This window comes from Empedobacter sedimenti (assembly GCF_030005555.1).
Classification (GTDB): Bacteria; Bacteroidota; Bacteroidia; order Flavobacteriales; family Weeksellaceae; genus Empedobacter; species Empedobacter sedimenti.
In genome coordinates this window covers 134623-154009 of the sequence record NZ_JASCQG010000007.1, presented here as the reverse complement: position 1 = coordinate 154009, position 19387 = coordinate 134623, and the positions used below count along the sequence as shown (strand labels likewise).

Below are 19387 nucleotides of genomic sequence, written 5' to 3'. Positions count from 1 at the left end.
GTTATTTAAAATCATTCCATGAAAAAATTGTTTATCACTGCATCTCTTCTTACCAGTATTTGTTCTTTTTCGCAACATAAACTTTTTGGTGCTGAATCATTTACGCTTACTGTACCTGAGGATTTTCAACGAACAATAGGATTGAATGATTATGCTACAATTCAGTTCAAAAGTAAATTACCTAAACCAAATTCATATGGTTTTTTGATTTTTGAACATAAGGATGAACTAAAATTAGCCGATTCTAATCTTGATATGATCGATTATACTTTAAATTCGATTGAACCTTATACCGAGCAAAAAGGGTTTCGATACATCAAGCAGCCATATATTGCGTACGAACAAGGATTTAATTATGCGTATGCGGAATTTGAGACAAATGATCCTGATGCTGGACGAATATATTTTCTACAAACAATTATTGAAACAAAAGAATTTATCTACCAAATCTTACAATATTGTAGTTATGATGATCGAGAAGTTATGAAAAGTGATTTCGTTAAAGTGGTTAATAGCTTCAAGATCGAACATTAATTTTTATTTTTTGCTTCAATCCAAAGTGACATATATTTTGTACTTTGGTTAGTATGATGTTGCAAAATTTGACCAATAAAATTTTGATTTCGATGTTGAATTATATTTTCTTCAATTGATTTTATTCTTTCCAAAAAATCATCTTCAAAGTTATTTTTATTGTAATTTTCATTCAAGATTTTGATTCCATTTTGCTGCGCAATTTCCCATTCTTTCTCATTATTGTAAAGCAATTCTGCTTTTTCCGAGAAACGTGTAAAATCGTCTTCAACAAAACCATTCCAATCAAAATTATCTTGCATTGCTTCTGCACCAACCGTTGTTGTAACCAACGGAGTTCCTGTTTGCATTGCATCAACAAATTTACCTTTTACACCTGCACCAAAATTTATTGGAGCCAACAGAACTTTATAATTTGACATCGTAACTTGTGCAATTTCAGCGCGTCCTTTTATCAAAAATCGTTCTTTCGGATTATTTAATTGTAAAACTTTTTGCGTAGCATAAGCACCATAAATATGCAATTCTGCTTTCGGAAGTTTTTTTCTTAAAATTGGCCAAATTTCTTTTTTTAGTGTTTGTACACAATTAAAATTAGGTTCGTGGATAAAATTTCCGATAAACATAAAATGTGCTCGATCTTCAAAATTTTTCCAAGAATTAATTTTTTCACCTGAAATTTCATCTTCTAAAAAAGGTAAATAATACAAGATTCTTTCCTCAATTTTAAACTGTTCTTGTAAAATTTCGATCTCTTTTTTCGAAATCATCAATGATAAATCACAACGTAAAATTGATGCTATTTCTCGTTTTGCTAAATCTGAAAACAATAAATCATCCGTAAATTCAACTCCCTTTTTATTAGCTTCTTGTCGTGCATTTCTTAGGAAATGTAAATCTTCAGTATCCAAAATTTTCAGTGCATTTGGACATTCTTTCGACACACGCCAACCATATTGTTCTTCGATCATAAACCGATCAAATAAAACAATTTCTGGATTCAATTCTTGGACAAAATCATTAAAACTTTCATCATTCAACTTTATCTCAACTTCTTTTACATTTTTTGAAATCAAATCAAAACTAAAATCAGATTTTGAAGCTGCGCATGCAAAAGTAATCTCAAATTCAGCTTTTTTGAAACAATCAATTAATTGAATCATTCGAGTTCCTGCTGCAGAAGAAGTTGGTTCTGGCCAAACTTGACCGATGATTAAAAGTTTTTTCATAACACAAAATTAAACTTTCTATCTTTAATTCAAAGAACATTTAATTTGCGAAAACATAAGCGAAAATCATCTGTTTAACGTAAATTTGCAGTTCAAATAATATAAAAAATGACTTATCAATCAGTTTTTGAAGATTTTTTCGAACAAGTAAAATTAAGTATCAAAGAAGGAACTTTTGCGAAACTTACAATGGCCAAAACGATTGGTGACACTGACCTTAAAAATATTTTTGTTCGTCTTAATCTTCAAGAAAATAATGAATACAATTTTTCTTTCATTTTTCGCTACAAAACTGAAGAAGTAGAACAAACTCATAGCGTTGAACAAACATTTTTGATCTTAAGTTCTTACATCAAAAACCCATTTACAAACGCTTTATTATTTACAACTGAAAAAGATTTAATTTTTAAAGTAAACAAAAAAAATGCAGCAAGTTTAACTGAACAAGCGCCAACTTTTAAACACGCTTCTGACGTAATGTTAGAAATGATTGAGAAAAAAATTGTTTAAATAAAATCATATTATAATAAAAGAGAAGTATAATACTTCTCTTTTATTTATCTACTAATAACTCTCCTATAGTTTTTGATTTCATTTCGGTTTCTTGCCATTCTTTTTCTGGTACAGAATCTGGCATAATTCCTCCGCCTACATACAATTTCACTTTGTTCGAATAGATTTTAGCACAACGAAGATTCACAAAATACTCAGCTTCATTTTCTTTCGTGTAGCCCATAAATCCAGCATAAAATGAACGATTATATCCTTCATTCTTGATAATAAAATCTTTGGCTAAGTCTTTTGGCATTCCACCTACTGCTGGTGTTGGATGTAAATCCTTCACTAAATCCGTTAATAGAGATTTATCTTTAATCTGCGCTGAAATAAACGATTTTAAGTGTTCAAAATAACCAGCGTTAACAGAAAACGGACCATCAACATCTACATAAGTTGTATATTTTTCTAGAGTTGATTTAATATAATCAGTGACAACTTGTTGTTCATGATATTCTTTTTCTGTCCATTCGTCCTCTTTTGCTTTTGTTCCTGCCAAAGAAACCGTTTCTATCACTTGATTATTCTCTTTCAATAATAACTCCGGCGAAGCGCCAATCCAACAACCATCAACAACATCGTAACGTAAATAAACATACGCATTTGGATAATGCTGATGTAAATTTTTGAACGTTTCGGATAAATTAACGTTTTTATTTTCAAGCTCTTTTATACGACTAATCACAATTTTTTTAGTCAACGAATCGCTTTGTAATTCTGCAACTGTTTTCTGAATCAAATGAATATAATCATCATAAGAAATCGATTCATTCTGAATAGATTTAGGTAAATTAACTTCAAATGATGGTAAATTTTCGACTTCAATTTCTGCAACCTCATCATCATTAAACTCAATAAAAGTTGAATTATCAAAACTTGTACAACTAAACTTTTGATGAGTTTTTATTTCTTTATTTTCCCATAATTCTATCATTTCAGAATTTGGTTTACGAAAAAGAATAAAAGGCTTTTGGTTTTGAATTAATCTTTCAAGTTTTGCTTGAAATATATTATGCATGTTTCGGAATAATTGCGTTTGTTAAATGTGTGTAACAAATTAATCGACCTTCTTCGTCTTTGATTTCTATTTTTATCAAATGAGAAGTACGACCTTTTTTTACAACCGTTGCGTATCCAAATACTGTTCCGTCCTTCTTTGGGCGCAGATGATTTGCATCAACATGTTGACCAACGGCTACAAAATCGTCCGACTTCAAAATAATATTTGACAACGTACTACCTAATGTTTCTGCTAATACAATAGAAGCGCCACCATGCAATAAGCCAAATGGCTGATGAACTTTAGACGTCACGGGCATTTTACCAGCTAAAAAATCTTCACCAACTTCTGTAAACTCTATATCTAAAGTCTCTAACAATGTATTTTTTGACATAGCTTGAAACTTTTCTAAAATATCTTTATCAATCATTTTTTTAATGAATTTTTGGGTTATATAATTCTGGATGTTTAGCTGTAACGTTTTTATAGAAATCTTCTATTTCATCCATTACTTCATCTAAACTTCTATTTTCTGTGTTGACTACTTTAGAAATTCCAGCTCTTTTTTTCTTAAAATCACAATATGCCAAAACAATCGGGACATCTGCTTTTTGTGCAATATAGAAAAATCCGTTCTTCCATTTTTCTGCACGCGAACGAGTTCCTTCTGGCGTATTGATTAAGTATAGTTTGTCCGAATTTTTCAATAAATCGCTTGCAAAATCAACCATATTATGACGTTGAGAACGATCAATTCCTATTCCTCCCATTTTCTTAATAAAATAGCCGTACCAAGGTTTTGTCCAAGCATCTTTAATAAACATTTTCATTGGGATTCCCATTTGCCAAAAAGCAAGAATCGTGTAATAAAAATCCCAATTAGAAGTATGTGGGGCACAAACCAATATACATTTGTCAACTTTTGTAAGATCTAAATGATTATCTAATTTCCAACCACCTAAGGAATATAATAATTTACCTAAAAATTTCTTCATTTAGCAAATATAAATATTTGATTAAAATATATCATGCATTATACTTAAAACAACAAAAGACATTCTACAAGAGAATGTCTTTTGGCTGTATTGTTATTAAATTACTTCATTTTTCTAAGCAAAGAAATCAACGATTGTTTGAATGATTTCTGTAGTTAATGTTAATAGAATCTGTATCATCCTTATAGTGTATTTGTTGGTTATTTTTATTTTCAGTTTTAGATGGTTTCTCTACAAATCCGACACCTGCAGTTTTTCCATCATTTGTTGTTACTCTAAATCCATTTTTATCGATAATAACTTTCGCAGAATCGTTTCCGTCATTTACATTGATATTAACGTTTTCAGAATCGTAGTTCTCGTCATCAGATTCTTCATCCTTTTGACAATTCAAACATACGAATTTTTTTCCATTATATCCAATATATTTATTCTTCAAATCATATAAATAATCGCGATCATTATCATTGTTAATAATTGTCATTCGATCAGTATTGTTCGTGTGAATTAATTTATTCTTAGGAACATATAATTTGATATCAACTGTTTGATTTCTGAATTTTCCATTTTTCGGAATCTTAATAAATTCGTCTAAATAAAGCTTATTTCCATCAAGTTCATATTTATATTTTATAGATTCAAGATTATGTTTTGCCTCTTCTTTACTTCCTCCTTTTGAAGAATATGTTACCTGAACATGCAATTTATCATCAGTACTTTCTTCAATCTCAAAAACATCATCAATTGGGATAATTAAACTTCCATCTGCATCAATTAATTGATCTAAATCGTTAAATGTTTTGAATTTTAAGTTTCCTTCATTGTTTTCTCTAAAATAAACTTGAATTGTATCTGATTGAATTGAATAATCTTTTTCTTGAGTCATTTCAACAGAGTTTCTGAATTTACTTGCTGTACTAGCAGAAATCCCGATGATTGCGAATAATGCGATAAACCAAATTGCGATTGAACCAAAAATAACAGCTTTACTTACTTTTACGTTATTCCAGAAACATTTTACGCCTAAAATTGTCAATAAAACTCCTGGAATTACCATCAAAATTCCACCTATAACTTTTGATGCTGCACTCATCCATTCTTCTTCTACAAGATAACCGAATAGTTCTGTTGGCATTTCTGTCCAAGTTGTAAAGAAGAAGAAGAAACCTCCTATGATTAATCCAATTCCCGAACTTAGAATGATAAATCCTACAAACCAAAGTAATAATTTACCAAATACGCCGAAAACACCTCCAAGCTTATTGCTTAATTCTTTACTTCCGCTTACTACAGCTTCACTCGCTTGCTCTACGTTTTTTTTTAAGGTATCAATATTTGCAGGTTGACCAAACATCTGTAACTTTTCTGAAGTTGTTTTTGCCTTTGGAACAAAAATTAACAGAATAAAGTAGCAGAACAAAACCAATAACAATGAAACACCTGCAGTAAAAATTCCTAAAATAGCAAGAACCAACCAAATAGAACGTACAAACCAAGGATCTACACCCATATAATGCGCCAAACCAGAAGATAATCCTGTTATAATTGTATCATCCGGATCGCGAAACAAACGCTTAGCTCCTGTTTGTTGTCCACCGTACGACTGCTGATTTGTGTATGTAGAATGAGTACTTGATGATGTTGTATCACCATCTTCATCTTCAACTTTATATTGATCTGGATGTCCCATTGTAGCGATTACAAAATTGATATCATCCTCGTTTACAACTTCTCTAAATTTTAAACGATCACGAAATAACTCTGCAATACGGATTTCTACATCTTCAATAATATCCTCTATACCTTCAGTTCCTCTTAAAGAAGTCTTTACATCTTGTAAATAGGTTTTTAACTTATTATAGGCGATTTCGTCTAAAACGAAAGAAAATCCTCCTATACTTATTGATACTGTTTTATCCATGGTTAATCGTTTCTTTGGTTACTTTATTCACAGCTTCTATCAACTGTTCCCAAGTTTCTGCTAATTCTTTTAAAAATTCCTCACCAGTTTCGGTAAGTGCATAATATTTACGCGGCGGTCCTGATGTTGACTCTTCCCAGCGATATTGCAAAAGGTCATCATTTTTTAATCTTGTCAAAAGCGGATACAATGTTCCTTCTACAACAATCATCTCAGCTTTTTTCAATTCGTCTATGATATCTGATGCGTATGCATCTCCTCTTTTAATAATACTGAGAATACAATATTCCAATACACCTTTGCGCATCTGTACTTTTGTTTTCTCTATATTCATAAGAACGACTTATTTTGTTATACAAATATATATAAAAGTTTTAGTATTATGCAAAACAAAGTACTGAATTATTTTTAGTATTATATTTAATTTACACAACAAACGGTCTGTTTATCGGTGATTGTAGTGACAAAAAAAGTTTAAAAAAAATTAAAACTTTAATGATTAAAACAACATTTTCATAAAAAGGATGTAAAAAATCACCCAAAAGAGTTGATTAACTTTTTAGTATCTTTGCCAAAATTCGTACTCACACAATGAAAAAATTAATTGGAAGTGCATTACTTTTAGGAGCTTTCCTAAGCTCAAGCAATGCATTAGCTTGGGGATTAACAGGACACAGAGTAGTTGCTGAAGTTGCAGATCAAAATATTAGCAATAAAACCAAAAGAGAAATTTCTAAGATTATTGGTAAACAACGTTTGGCTTATTGGGCAAACTGGCCAGATTTCATAAAATCGGATGACACATGGAAACATGCAGATTCTTACCACTATGTTAACATTCCTGGTGATCTTAATCGCCAAGAATTTGATGTTGCTTTAGATGCAACTGGTGAAGATAATATGTACAAAAAAGGTTTGTTTTTAATCAATGAATTAAAAAACAACAAAAACTTAACTTTAGAGCAAAAACAACATTATTTATATTTCTTAATTCACATTATCGGTGATGCTCACCAACCTTTGCATGTTGGTCGTCCTGATGATTTAGGAGGAAATAGAATTAAAGTAGAATGGTTTCGTGATAAAGTAAATATTCATACCGTTTGGGATTCTAAATTGGTAGATTACGAAAACTATTCGTACACAGAATACTCAAATTTATTGAATATTAAAACAAAAAAAGAACGTAAAGCAATGCAAGAAGGAACTTTCAAGGATTGGATTTATGGATCTTATATCATTGCAAACAAAATTTATTCTAACGTAAAAATGGACGATAAATTAGGTTACCGTTACCATTTTGATAATAAATATATTGTTGAAGATCAAATGCTAAAAGGTGGATTACGTTTAGCCCAAGTTTTAAATGATATTTACAAATAGTTTAGACAAAATTCTTATATAATATAAATCCCGAGTCATTGATTCGGGATTTTTTTGTCTTAAAAAATATAAATTAACGCCATTTTGACATTAAAACGATTTAAAAACAAGTCATTTTGTCTTGTTGTATTAAATTGCACATAATTTGAAAAAGAGTAGATATAAATATTGAAACAAATCATTCAAAAAAATAAACAAGACATGAATACATTAAGAAACAATAGAAATCAATTTTTACCATTCGGATTTGATGCTGTTATGCGTCCAAAATTTGAAGCACACGTCAATTCTCAAAAGCAATTTCCTGCAGTAAATATTAAAGAAAGTGAAACTAATTTTGAAATATTATTAGCAGTTCCTGGATTAACTAAAGAGGACTTTATCATCGAAATTGATGAAAATGTATTGAAAGTTTCTTCAGAATTAAAAAAGAATGAAGAAGTAAAAGATGAAAAATACTCAAGACGTGAGTTTGATTTTACAAATTTCAAGAGAGCTTTTACATTACCAGAAACAATTGATGATGAAAAAATAGAAGCTACTTATGAAAATGGTATTCTAAAGTTTATTTTACCTAAAAAAGAAGAAGCTTTACCAAAAGAAAAAAGAAATATTATCATAGCGTAGATATATAGTTAGGTTGGTTGAATTTAAATCCATAGTGCGATTGTACTATGGATTTTTTTATAGATATTAATTAAACAACAAACAATACTATTTATTCAGAAAAATATAAAAAACAAAAAGTCAACTTAGAATATCTTTTATAATAGAATTTAATTCTATATTTTAGTCACTTATATAAAATAATACTTAGGAAATTTATATTTTATGAAATTGATTAACACATTAAAGTACTCTACTTTAATTTTAGCTGGCGTTGCAGTTCATGCACAAGCGCAAGAAAAATTAGATCCAACTGTTCAAAGTTTTGTAACTGAAATTCAGAACAATTCTCAACTAAAGAAAATCTCACACGAATTATTAGATGGAATTGGACCTCGTTTAGTTGGTACACCTCAAATGGATCAAGCAGGAGAATGGGCTATCAAAACCTTAAAATCTTGGGGAATTGACGCTCGTCGAGAAGATTACGGAACATGGAAAGCATGGGAACGTGGATTGACGCACGTTGATATGACGTATCCAAGAGCAAAATCTATCGAAGCAACGCAATTAGCATGGTCACCTGCAACTAAAAAAGCGGTTACTGCTGATGTTGTTGCGATGCCAGTTTTCAAAACGAAAGCTGATTTTGAAGCTTGGTTACCTTCTGTAAAAGGAAAAGTTGTTTTGATGTCTCAAAACCAATCGTATGGACGTTCAGACTATCAATACAAAGAGTTTGGTTCTGATGCATTGTACAAAAAAGTAACAGAAAATAGAAAAGCTGAAGCTGAAACTTGGGCAAACTCTATTAAAGTAACAGGTTACAATAACAATACACTTCCTGAAGTTTTAGAGAAAAACGGAGCGGCTGCTGTTGCTATTTCTTATTGGACTGGAATTATGGGTGCAAACAGAATTTTTGGTGCAAAAACGAAAACAATTCCAATGTTAGATATTTCGAATGAAGATTACGGAATGTTATATCGTTTGGCTGAAAACGGAACTGCTCCAAAATTAACTGTTAATGCACAATCTAAACATAATGGTATTGCGAAAACATTCAACATTATTGGAGAAATTAAAGGAAAAGAAAAACCAAACGAATATATTATTCTTTCAGCACATTTTGATTCTTGGGATGGTGCGCAAGGTGCGACAGACAACGGAACAGGAACAATTGCAATGATGGAAACAATTCGTACAATCAAAAAATTATATCCAAATAACAAACGTACAATTTTGGTTTGTTTATGGGGAAGTGAAGAGCAAGGATTGAATGGTTCTCGTGCATTTGTTGAGGATCATCCAGAAATTGTAAAAAATACGCAAGCTGTTTTCAATTTAGATAACGGAACAGGACGCGTTGTAAATATCAATGGTTCAGGTTTCGAGAAATCGTACGAATACATGACACGTTGGCTATCTGCTACACCTTCTTTTGTTCGTAACGAAATCAAAACTGATTTCCCTGGAGCACCTGGTAGTGGAGGTTCTGATCACGCTTCTTTTGTTGCAGCTGGGGTTCCAGGATTTATGTTAAGCTCTCTTAACTGGGGTTACGGAACGTACACTTGGCACACAAACAAAGATACTTACGATAAAATTGTTTTTGAAGAAATTCAAAGTAATGCAATTTTAGCTGCCACATTAACAATGATGGCTGACAAAGAAAGTGAATTAGTGAATCGTGATCGTCGTGTTTTACCTGTTGGTAGAGACGGAAAACAACAAGAATGGCCAGAAGTTAAAAGTCCGGCAAGAAATTCTGATGCTTACATGAAATAAGATATTTTATCAAACAAAAAGTCCACTTTTCAGTGGACTTTTTATTATTTCTTATATTAACTTTCTCTATAATCAATAAACGTAATTGGTTTTCTACTCTCTGGTTTGAAAACGATTGGTTGTAATTCTTCGAAAGTTTCAAATTTAATCGATGGTGTTACGCGTAATTTTGCTCTGAAATAATCTTTTATTTTGGCTAAAAAATCATCTGTTTCATCTGTAGAAACTAATCGAATTAAGATTTCATCTGTTCCAAATTCGTTCGAATAAATTTCAATTAAATGTAATTTGATTTCATCAAAATGATTCAAAATATCATGTAAAGCTGGCGGATATAAAGTTGTCCCTTTATACTTTATCATATGTTGTTTTCTACCTTCAACTGGTCCTAATCGATATGAATTACTTCCACATTTACATTTACCAGAATGTTTTCGCAACAAATCACCTGTTTTGAAACGCAATAAAGGCATTCCTTCTATTCCCAAAGTTGTAATCGTCAATTCACCTAATTCGCCATCTTCTACAACTTCATTATTCTCATCTAAAATTTCTGTGATAATCAAATCTGGCTGATGATGTCCTCCTACCGATTCATCACACTCTGTAAACGCTGTTCCCATCTCGGTTGAAGCATAAGTCGAAAAAAGTTGAATATCCCATTTCGAATTTATTTTTTGCGTTAACAAAGATGAATTCAACTCTTTATCACGCAACGATTCACCAATGCATAAAACCGCTTTTACAGATGAATTTTGATAATCGATGTTATTTTTTTCTGCGTAATCTAACATTTTAAGCAAAAAAGAAGGAACAGCAACCAAATATTTGGGTTGATATTTTAGAATTGAATCCCATTGCAATTGAGGAACACCAGCACCAATACGAATAACGCCCGCACCTATTTTTCTCAAACCAAGAAAATACGCCAAACCAGCCATAAAACGACGATCAATAGTAGTCATCAATTGTACTACATCACCTTTTTGCACACCAATTCGTTGAAAAGAATTCATTTCATTTGTTGCTAACCGATCCAAATCTTTATCCGTTAAACCAAATGTAACTGGATCTCCTAACGTACCAGAAGTTGTAGAATAATCAATAATTTCTGTTTGTGGAACACACAAGAAATCGTGATTATATTGTTGTAAATCATTCTTCGTTGTTACAGGAACTAATCCTAAATCTTTTACTGATGTTATAGTTTTCCAATCAATATTATGTTGAGAAAACATACGTTGATAAAAAGCTGAATGTTCGGCTAGATATTCTAATTGTAATTGCAGTTTTTGATTCTGAAAAGCTTCAATTTCTTTTATTGAAAGCTCTTCTATCGATGTTTGGCTATTTTGCGAACACATTTTGATAGCTTTTTCTCTATATTATTTTGATCAGGAATTGTTGTGATTTCCTTTGTTAAGGCTAATTTAAAATATTTACTCGCTTGTAGATAATCTTTTTGTTGAAAATAATAATCACCAACCAGATCATACGTTTTCCAATAATCAGAATTAGTCAGAATAAAACGATTAATTAAATCTGTATCAACCACTTTCTTTTCTTTTACAAATTGCGAAATTAACAGATTTTGGTTACGATATTCCTCATAATTAGAGTAATCCTTTGAAAACAAAAATTGATCTTTCTCAATTTTCAAACTATCAACATTCAATGTATAATCTGAAATAGAATCTTTAAAAATTTTATTCAAATCATAAGCTGTAAATTCTCCCAATTGATATGGATTTGAAGAAACCCAAACTAATCGTTTATCTGGTTGAAAAACAACTGCGTGATGCGCCAATAATTGATTGAGAGCTTTCTCGTTTCCGTAACCTAATTTTTTGTTTTTAAGACCATTTGTATCTCGTAGAATCTCAACCATTTTAGTTGGATTGAGCTGATTTTTGTTTGAAAGATGTTCTTCAATTTTATCGAAACGGTAAACCGAATGACTTTCTAATTTTTGTTTATCATTTCGTTTATCATCTAAATAATATCACTCTGAAAATGATTAGTACAGACTAAATAAGGTTGATTTTGAACCTCATAAACTCCAAACTTTTTGGGTGAAATCTCAATCAAAATCGCACGATGATCTTTACTACTACCAACCATAATGCTTTCTGAAACAAAAACTTTTTTAGTTTTTGCTATTTCTATCGCTTCTTCTATTGTTGATGCATATTGCAAAATCTCTAATGCAACAAGAGATATTGGCGTTTTTGCTTTCAATGGAATTGAAGATTTCCCTGCATTTATCGTAACTGTAAGCCCTTCTAAATTCATTCCGGACGAAACACCAATCATACCGCCCCAAGTCACCGACATATATGGATAACCAGAATTTGGTTGAACAAACGAAACGATTTTATTTTTAGCAAAATCATCATTCGCATAAAAATCAAAATTTCTACCTATTAATAATCCTCCATCTTCAGATTTATTATCCCAAACAGCTAAAGACGAACAACCAACTAACATCAAATCATGCATTGCATGTCCAATATCGTGTGCTCCATGTAAAAAAAGATTTCGATTGTATTTATCCATCAACGAATCATAACGGTTTGTAGCTGATTGCGATAATCCTAAAATCTCAGCTTTATATTCATTATTAATGTATTGATGTAAATCTCTATTATAATATTTTAAAAGTTTAAATAAGTATTTTTTACGTCTATTTGAAGGAATGAAATCATCAATCAAATTCATAAAAGACCTCTCTTGAAATTCATAAAGTTCTTTAGTTAAAACGCCTGTTTTTTGACCAATTTCTAACGGATCTCCTGAAACAAAAAGCTCCCAATTCTGCGTTTTATTTTTCTTTAAAAAATTATTCCCAATATAAAAAAGTGAATCATTGACTTGGTTGCGAACATAAAGTTGAGAGTTATAACCTTCTATATTTGGTCTATCATTTAAGCTCCTACGAACGCCGCAAGAAGCTAAAAGACAGATAAAAAATAAAATATAAAAACTTTTACTCATCAAGTTTAGAGTTTATTTCTTTATGAACTTTATTCATCAAATACTCAGCTCCAAGAATTTCAGAACATGTTACAAAAGCACCAACTGTAACACCTAAAATACCATGTACACGAACATTTTGACCAGTAAAAAAAACATTCTTAACTTTTGAACGAGGTGAAATAAATGTTTTCATTGGATGATTACTATCTTTAAGATAACCATAGAGATTACCTTTTTCAGATCCAATAAAATCACGATAGGATAAAGGCGAAGAAGTATAAATTGATTGAATAGAATCCTTAATTCCAGGAAACTTTTTCTCAACTTTATCCAAAATCAAATTTGTTTTTAACTGTTTAAAATCTTCATAAGCTTCTCCTCTATTCCCCTTATTATCGTTCGTTTCTACATTAAATGTTTTTTCCCACTGCTCTACTTCCTCATATTTCATGTAAGTCATGATGGTCATTCCATCAGAGAAATTTTGATTTTTTGCATCACAACTAAAAGTCAAAACATAAGTATTAGGCCAATCATCTGTTTTCTTCTCAAAAGTATCCCAAACATCGTCAATTGAATTAAAATGATAACAATTGTGATTAATATAAGGAAAACTTTGTGGTTTAAAAGATACATAAACAGTAAAAACGGAAGGAGAAACTTCTAAGCTTTTAACACGGCGTGAAAATGGTTTACCAAATTTACTTTCTCCCAACATATCAATCGTTTTCTTGATATCAATGTTCGAAATAAATAAGTCTCCAAAAAATTGACGTCCATTTTTAGCTTGGCAACCAACAACAACTTCTTGATCATTCAAAATAAAAGAGTCAATTTCTTGGTATTTTTCTACCTTACCATTGTATTTTTTGATTTGCTTAATCAATAATTTACTAATCTGACTTCCTCCATTTATACAACGCCAAGCAGAATGTATATACGAGTTAATAGACAAAGCATGTATATAAAGTGGTGTTTTTTGAGATTCGCCTACATACAAAAAATTATTTCCGACCAAAACTGCTTTCAATCGCTCGTTAGTAAAAATAGAATCAATAAACTCTTTAGCGTTTATTGATAAAAAATTTTCTTCATCAGCAAAAGTTCCAATATTTAGGTTATACATTGGAAATTTATCACATAAATCTTCTATTTTTTCTCCGTAAAGCTTTAGATTCTCACGTTCTTCAGGAAAAAAAACAGCTAACTGATCTACAAAGTTTTGATATGTTTGCGCTATTGGATATTCATTTTCGTCATCATCAAAAGAAATGATATCAAACCCATCCATATCCATTTTTATTAACTTCAATTGGTCTGCAATATCCAAATAAGAAAAATAATTATAAAGATTTTGTCCCTTAGCTAGCCCACCAATATAATGAACACCTGTATCAAAAATTGTTTTGTCACGAACAAAAGTTTGCAAATTTCCTCCGTATTGATTGTTTTTTTCTAAAACCAATACTTTTTTACCTTCTTTTGCCAAAATAACAGCTGAAACAAGTCCGCCTAACCCGCTTCCAATTACGACAACATCGTACTTTTGTGATAGATTATTTTGTGTAGACAATGTATTCATCTGTTTCTATTTGTTGGACAAAATGTGAAAAAAGTAATTCGTTAATATTTCTATTTTTCAGAACGACAATTCTCTCGAATTGGTTGATCGTTTCTTGATAAATATCTTCTATTTTAGTTGAAATAAAAAGTGTTTGATATTCTTCAAAAGTATCAAATTTAGAACGATATTCTAACGAACGTATTTTTGTAATATAATTAGTGGCTGAAATCTCTCGTTTTTCTTCATCTTCCACAACCGAAATTATTCTTCGATTAGCTTGTTGCATCAATAACAAAAAGTCTATTTGTCCGTAATCATTAGAAAAATGAACAATTTTTTCATCTTTTGAAAATGCATTATTTAATTGATGATAAATAGATTTATTTGAATTAAAATCTTGTTTTACAACTTGAATAATTTCAGATTCTTTATATAAAAAACTTAAAAATAATTTCTGTTTCCAATAATTTTCATCCTCATATTCATCTCTTATTTCTTGAAATTTAGCCTTATATTCTCTACTAATTTTTTTCGTTCTTTCAGAATAAGTCAAACCATAATTTTCATCATTCCAAGCAATTCTTTTTCCTATTATAGAATAAATATGACCATCAGAAATTAAAAAATCTCCTTTTGGAATAATCTCAGAATTTCCATGAATATAAATTGGTAAAATATCAAGTTTTAACTTTTCTGCTAAATAAAATGCACCTTTGTGAAAACGATTGATATTATTCGTTTTAGAGCGCGTCCCTTCAGGGAAAATCATCAAAGAAAACTCACTTCCAATTCTGGTTTTAATTTCTTCCAAATTATCTTCAACACCATTTGAAACGGGATAAAAGCCAGCCATTTTTACAGCACGACCAAAAATTGGCGATTTATAAACCCAATCATTCACCAAAAAAACAATTTTAGGCGTACACATACCAATCGCCAACGTATCCAAAAACGAAGTGTGATTCGCAATTATGATTGACTGTTGCTTAAAATCTTCTTGATATGGATTAATAATCTTCTTAGCAACAGTTGGTTTCAACATCAACACTGATTTCATGAAAGTTGACATTCCCCACCCAAAAAGATTATATTTTTTCTCTTTCGAAATTGGTAAAATAATCATCAAAAACCGAAGAATTAATGAAGTTACCGTACCAAATAATCCAAAATAAATGAAGAAAATTCCACTTTGAATAGCTAACCACAACGTCATAGGAGATCTACCTTTTTTAGGACGATTCGAAATAAAAAATCGAAATAAAATTGGGTAGAAAATAAATGTAATCACTAACGCTGCTACAACTCCAACCAACGAAACTGATGCGATTGATTTTAGCGCTGGATGTTTGGCAAAAATTAACGCTCCGATCGCTAAAATTGTCGTGATAACTGCTAACAAAATCGAGGTGCGATAAGTAGGCATTTCATCTTTTCCAGTCGTATATTCTTTTTGTAAAGCACTCGTCATAAAAATACTAAAATCTACTCCATGACCAAAAACTAATGTACAAACAATACTACTAAAAATATTGAATTTAATATCAAAAAGCCCCATTAATCCAGCTGTAACCAAGCCCGATAACGCAATAGGAATCGCGCTTATAATCATCAATTCGATACGTCGAAAGAAATACCACAATATCAATAAAACAGCAATAAATGAGTAATTGACAAGATTATTAAAATCAGTAACTAAATTTCCTAAAAAGTTTTCGTTTAACTGTTTTCGATCAATTACAATTGTTTCTTTATTATGATATTGTTTGATGAAGTTTTCTCGGCTTTCTTCCTTTAATTTTACTAAAGTCGAAATCGTATAAAAACCATTTTTTTGCGAAACAAATTCTTCAAAAAGCGACGGATTAAATGAGCGATAATTTTCTAATTTTAGAGGCTTATATGCTTTATCAAAAATTGAAAAAAATTGATTATAAATTTCTTCTTTAAAACCATATTGTTTTCCGTCCTTGATAAATTCATTCTTCACAAAATTCACTTTTTCAGAATTCCAAAAATCTTCCCAATCCTTTATTTTTTCTTGTTGAACTGAAATTGGTAAAACCAACGATTGAATGGAATTATAACTTAAAATCTCATCCTTACCTTCTGCTTTTTGCAACTTATTTGTTAACGCTATATTTTGATTTAAAACATCTTCTACATTGTTTCCATAATTGACTACATACAACGATTTTGAGATAGAATTTGAAGAAGTTTCTAACTTTTGTTCCGCTATTTTTTGATCGGTTGGAACATAGTTTAATTTAGATAAATCTTTATCAAAATTGACATTATTAAACGTAAAACAACTCACAATAATTAAAAGAACACAAGCACCAATCAATATCTTGTTATTATGAAATGAAAAGAATGCTAACTTCTCTATTATTGAAGAATTATTTTCAACAGCATCTTGTTTTGGATGATACAAATGTGGAATAATCAATAAAGAAAAAACACCAGAAACAATAACTGTTATTCCAGCAAAAATCCCTAAATCTTTCAACACATCCGATTTCACAAAAAGTAAACACAAAAATGCAATCGCTGTAGTTGTACAGCTCATGATAAGCGGTTTTGTAATCTCTTTAAATAAAGTCTTTGAATCACTATTGTGCTTATAATGCGTCATGATATGCAGCGAATAATCAATTGTTATTCCTAATAAAACTGCTCCAATACTTAATGAAATTGCAGAAATTGTACCTTGAATAAAATACAAAAGTGCCAAAGCAAAGAAAAAACCAAAAACGGAGGGAATAAAAATAATTATTGGAATGTAAATTTTTCGATAAAAAACCATTAAAATGACCATTAATGTAATCATCGAAATCAAAACGGTTGTTATAATATCTTGTTTAATTTGCTTTGCATTCGCAACTGCAATAAAGCTTGAACCGAAATAACTTAATGTTGATTTTCCGCTATATTCAGGATTTAAATGTTGTTGGATTTCTCCTAATCGATTGACAAATTTGGTATTATGTTCAGTTTCACTTCCTGAAAATTTAGGATTGATAAAAAGAAATAATTTCGAATGATCTTTCGTTACAATAAACCCATTGTAAACCTCAAAATCATCCGTCAAATTCTTTTCTTTTAATCGATTTAACGCAACAAAAGTCAATCCAAGCGGATCTTTCAACATAAACTCTTTCGAAACAATTCCAGTTGGGGTAATCAAGCTTTTGTAATTACTTTCAACAATAGAAGCTATCGAATCTTCAGACAATTTTTGCTCTAACGTGTTATAATCTTCTTTCTCTAAAAAAAGCGGTAAATTTTGATGAACAAAATCAAAAGTTGAAGCAAAATTATCTAAATCATATTGCCCTTGAATATCATTATAATAGTTATTTAACGGTTGAATACTATCTAAAAAATCAGTTGCCTGAGCCGTCATATCATCCAATGTTCCAGCTTTTTCTTTTTCGATAATCACCGCAACTTTATCCGTAAATTTTAATTGCGCAATAACCTTTGTCATTGCATCATTTTTCTCATCTTTCGGAATGATTCGCGTAATATCTTCCTCAAATTTTAATCGATTTGCAAAAAAAGCACAACCAACTAAAAAGAGTACAAAAAACAATACACTCAACCATCTATTCGCTCTTATTTTTAGAAATATGTTGTAGAAAAATTTATGCATTCTTAATTGTCTTTTGACTGAAATAAGTTAATAAAAAATAACTTACAATTCCACTAACAATACTACAAAAAGTAGCTAAAACTAAACTTCCAACAACATAACGAAGCAGATTTTTTTTGATAATTTCGAAAGAAACCAAACTCAAATCCAGATGAAAATTATCTTGCAAAATAAAACCATCAGTTAACAAAGAAAGATAAATAATTATCGGAATCATTGGCGGAATACTAATGTTGGAACAAAAGAAACTAATCACTTTATTTAGTCGAAACATTGAGGCTAAGAAAATTGACAAAAAAGTTTGAAAGCCCCAAAATGGCGCAATTCCTAGAAAAATTCCCAAAGAAATTGAAAGCGCTTTTACTTTATTGCTATCATTACTTCCTAAGATATCTTCTTTAATGAATGTTCGTATATTTTTTTTTTTGAAACTGAAGAAAAAATTACGTGGTTTAATGTAAAAAATTGTCAAAAAAACTAGAAAAGTATTCAGAATACTGATTCTTGTAAAATCTTGAAATGGACGAAAATGTGATACGCGTTCGTTAGGATCGTACAAAATATCAATTGGAATATTGGTCACCTCAATTCCTTTCCAAGCTGTGCGAACAATTATCTCGATTTCGAATTCGAATTTATTTGTCCAAAACTTTTTCGGAATAAATTTCAACGGATACAAACGATAACCAGATTGTGTATCATTCAGCTTAATTCCAGTCTCGAACCAAAACCAAAAATTAGAAAACTTATTTCCAAAACTACTTTTCTTCGGAATTCCATCTTGCTCCATTTGACGACTTCCAATAATTAAAACAGGTTTATTTTTTTGATCTAATTCTGTAATAAAATTTGGAATATCATGTGGAAAATGTTGACCATCCGAATCGATTGTCAATGCATAATGGTAGCCTTTTTCTCGCGCAGTTATAAAACCAATACGCAATGCATTTCCTTTTCCTTTATTTTCAGGAAGTTCAACTACAGTAAACTGATTGTGGTAATCTTTTAAAATTTCGGAAGTAGAATCCGTCGATCCATCATTTACAACAATAATTTGATTCGTGTACTCCAAAACTCCGTCAATCACACGCTTCAATGTTTTATGATTGTTGTAAGTCGGAATAAGTACACAAACCTTTAGTTCTTCAATTTTAGTATGGATTTCGGAAAAATTCATTTGAATT

15 protein-coding genes and 1 pseudogene are annotated in these 19387 nt (G+C 30.5%); 5 read left to right on the top strand and 11 right to left on the bottom strand.

What is annotated here, in order from left to right; translation table 11 throughout:
• Window positions 1-18 precede the first annotated feature (18 nt).
• Complete coding sequence (locus QHG34_RS08595) at window positions 19-534, top strand: hypothetical protein (protein WP_282629769.1); 516 nt, start codon at window positions 19-21, stop codon at window positions 532-534.
• On the opposite strand, the gene QHG34_RS08590 is transcribed toward QHG34_RS08595, so the two are convergent.
• Window positions 531-1763, bottom strand: a complete 1233-nt coding sequence (locus QHG34_RS08590) for a glycosyltransferase (RefSeq protein WP_282629768.1) — start codon at window positions 1761-1763, stop codon at window positions 531-533. The two genes, QHG34_RS08595 and QHG34_RS08590, sit on opposite strands and share 4 nt — an antisense overlap.
• Window positions 1764-1871: 108 nt before the next feature.
• On the opposite strand from QHG34_RS08590, the gene QHG34_RS08585 reads away from it, so the two are divergent.
• Window positions 1872-2273, top strand: a complete 402-nt coding sequence (locus QHG34_RS08585) for a hypothetical protein (protein ID WP_282629767.1) — start codon at window positions 1872-1874, stop codon at window positions 2271-2273.
• A gap of 43 nt (window positions 2274-2316) precedes the next feature.
• Here the strand turns inward: QHG34_RS08585 and QHG34_RS08580 are convergent, their stop codons facing one another.
• From QHG34_RS08580 to QHG34_RS08560, 5 genes are all read right to left on the bottom strand, one after another.
• Window positions 2317-3336, bottom strand: a complete 1020-nt coding sequence (locus tag QHG34_RS08580) for an isochorismate synthase (RefSeq protein WP_282629766.1) — start codon at window positions 3334-3336, stop codon at window positions 2317-2319.
• Complete coding sequence (locus QHG34_RS08575; RefSeq protein WP_282629765.1) at window positions 3329-3748, bottom strand: hotdog fold thioesterase; 420 nt, start codon at window positions 3746-3748, stop codon at window positions 3329-3331. The genes QHG34_RS08580 and QHG34_RS08575 overlap by 8 nt, the downstream gene beginning before the upstream one ends.
• 4 nt (window positions 3749-3752) lie before the next feature.
• Window positions 3753-4313, bottom strand: a complete 561-nt coding sequence (locus QHG34_RS08570; RefSeq protein ID WP_282629764.1) for a 1-acyl-sn-glycerol-3-phosphate acyltransferase — start codon at window positions 4311-4313, stop codon at window positions 3753-3755.
• 127 nt (window positions 4314-4440) lie between these two features.
• On the bottom strand, window positions 4441-6234 hold the full coding sequence (locus tag QHG34_RS08565; protein WP_282629763.1) for a PspC domain-containing protein: 1794 nt from the start codon (window positions 6232-6234) through the stop codon (window positions 4441-4443).
• Window positions 6227-6568 (bottom strand): PadR family transcriptional regulator, encoded by a 342-nt coding sequence (locus tag QHG34_RS08560; RefSeq protein WP_282629762.1) that lies wholly within the window; start codon window positions 6566-6568, stop codon window positions 6227-6229. Before QHG34_RS08560 ends, QHG34_RS08565 begins: the two co-directional genes overlap by 8 nt.
• A gap of 257 nt (window positions 6569-6825) precedes the next feature.
• Here QHG34_RS08560 and QHG34_RS08555 point away from each other — a divergent pair, with 257 nt between their 5' ends.
• The 3 genes from QHG34_RS08555 to QHG34_RS08545 all read left to right on the top strand — a co-directional run bounded on the left by QHG34_RS08555 (window position 6826) and on the right by QHG34_RS08545 (window position 10011).
• Window positions 6826-7617, top strand: coding sequence for a S1/P1 nuclease (locus QHG34_RS08555; RefSeq protein ID WP_282629761.1), 792 nt, complete (start codon window positions 6826-6828; stop codon window positions 7615-7617).
• 201 nt (window positions 7618-7818) lie between these two features.
• Window positions 7819-8244 (top strand): Hsp20/alpha crystallin family protein, encoded by a 426-nt coding sequence (locus QHG34_RS08550; RefSeq protein ID WP_282629760.1) that lies wholly within the window; start codon window positions 7819-7821, stop codon window positions 8242-8244.
• A 204-nt stretch (window positions 8245-8448) separates the two neighbouring features.
• Entirely contained in the window at window positions 8449-10011 is a 1563-nt protein-coding gene (locus QHG34_RS08545) for a M20/M25/M40 family metallo-hydrolase (protein WP_282629759.1), read from the top strand.
• A 56-nt stretch (window positions 10012-10067) separates the two neighbouring features.
• Here QHG34_RS08545 and QHG34_RS08540 read toward each other — a convergent pair whose 3' ends face one another.
• From QHG34_RS08540 to QHG34_RS08520, 5 genes and pseudogenes are all read right to left on the bottom strand, one after another.
• Window positions 10068-11375: a phenylacetate--CoA ligase family protein gene (locus QHG34_RS08540; protein ID WP_282629758.1), complete on the bottom strand. Its 1308-nt coding sequence runs from the start codon at window positions 11373-11375 to the stop codon at window positions 10068-10070.
• A pseudogene (locus QHG34_RS08535) lies at window positions 11345-13005 on the bottom strand (C45 family autoproteolytic acyltransferase/hydolase). Before QHG34_RS08535 ends, QHG34_RS08540 begins: the two are co-directional and overlap by 31 nt.
• Window positions 12998-14569: a phytoene desaturase family protein gene (locus QHG34_RS08530; protein WP_282629757.1), complete on the bottom strand. Its 1572-nt coding sequence runs from the start codon at window positions 14567-14569 to the stop codon at window positions 12998-13000. Before QHG34_RS08530 ends, QHG34_RS08535 begins: the two are co-directional and overlap by 8 nt.
• The gene (locus QHG34_RS08525) at window positions 14544-18203 is read right to left on the bottom strand and encodes a 1-acyl-sn-glycerol-3-phosphate acyltransferase (protein WP_282629756.1); all 3660 of its coding nucleotides are present in this window, start codon (window positions 18201-18203) and stop codon (window positions 14544-14546) included. Before QHG34_RS08525 ends, QHG34_RS08530 begins: the two co-directional genes overlap by 26 nt.
• Window positions 18196-19380, bottom strand: a complete 1185-nt coding sequence (locus tag QHG34_RS08520) for a DUF2062 domain-containing protein (RefSeq protein ID WP_282629755.1) — start codon at window positions 19378-19380, stop codon at window positions 18196-18198. The genes QHG34_RS08525 and QHG34_RS08520 overlap by 8 nt, the downstream gene beginning before the upstream one ends.
• Between the last annotated feature and the right edge of the window lie 7 nt (window positions 19381-19387).